The 479-nt window shown below is 49.1% G+C and carries 1 protein-coding gene; it reads left to right on the top strand.

The genetic code is table 11. The features are described from left to right. Positions 1–479: Hcp family type VI secretion system effector (locus QTN95_RS21085; RefSeq protein WP_331418897.1), on the top strand; the 479-nt coding region annotated here is incomplete at both ends.

The following is a 479-nucleotide window of genomic DNA, read 5'->3' as shown; positions in this document are numbered from 1 at the left end:
GACGGTGAAACTCAGGGTCTGATCACGGCGGGCGCCTGTACGGCTGACTCTATCGGTGACTCTTATGTAGAAGGTCATGAAGACGAGATGCTGGTTCAGAAGTTTGACCACGTTATTTCGGTTCCGACCGATCCTCAATCTGGTCAACCTTCTGGTCAACGTGTTCATAAGCCATTCCAGTTTACCGTCACTCTCAACAAAGCCGTACCACTGCTGTACAACGCGCTTTCTTCTGGTGAGAAGATGAAGACTGTTGAACTGAAATGGTACCGCACCTCTATTGAAGGCAAACAAGAGAACTTCTTCACCACTAAGCTAGAAAACGCGTCGATCGTCGATATCCAGTGTGAGATGCCACACTGTCAAGATCCGTCGATGTCCGACTTCACGCAAAATCTAACGGTCTCAATGTCGTACCGTAAGATCACTTGGGATCACGTCAACGCAGGTACGTCTGGTTCAGACGATTGGCGTAAACC

The sequence above is a fragment of the Vibrio sp. M260112 genome (assembly GCF_036533775.1).
In the GTDB taxonomy this organism is placed as follows: Bacteria; Pseudomonadota; Gammaproteobacteria; order Enterobacterales; family Vibrionaceae; genus Vibrio.
This window is presented reverse-complemented; position numbering and strand designations above follow the sequence as displayed.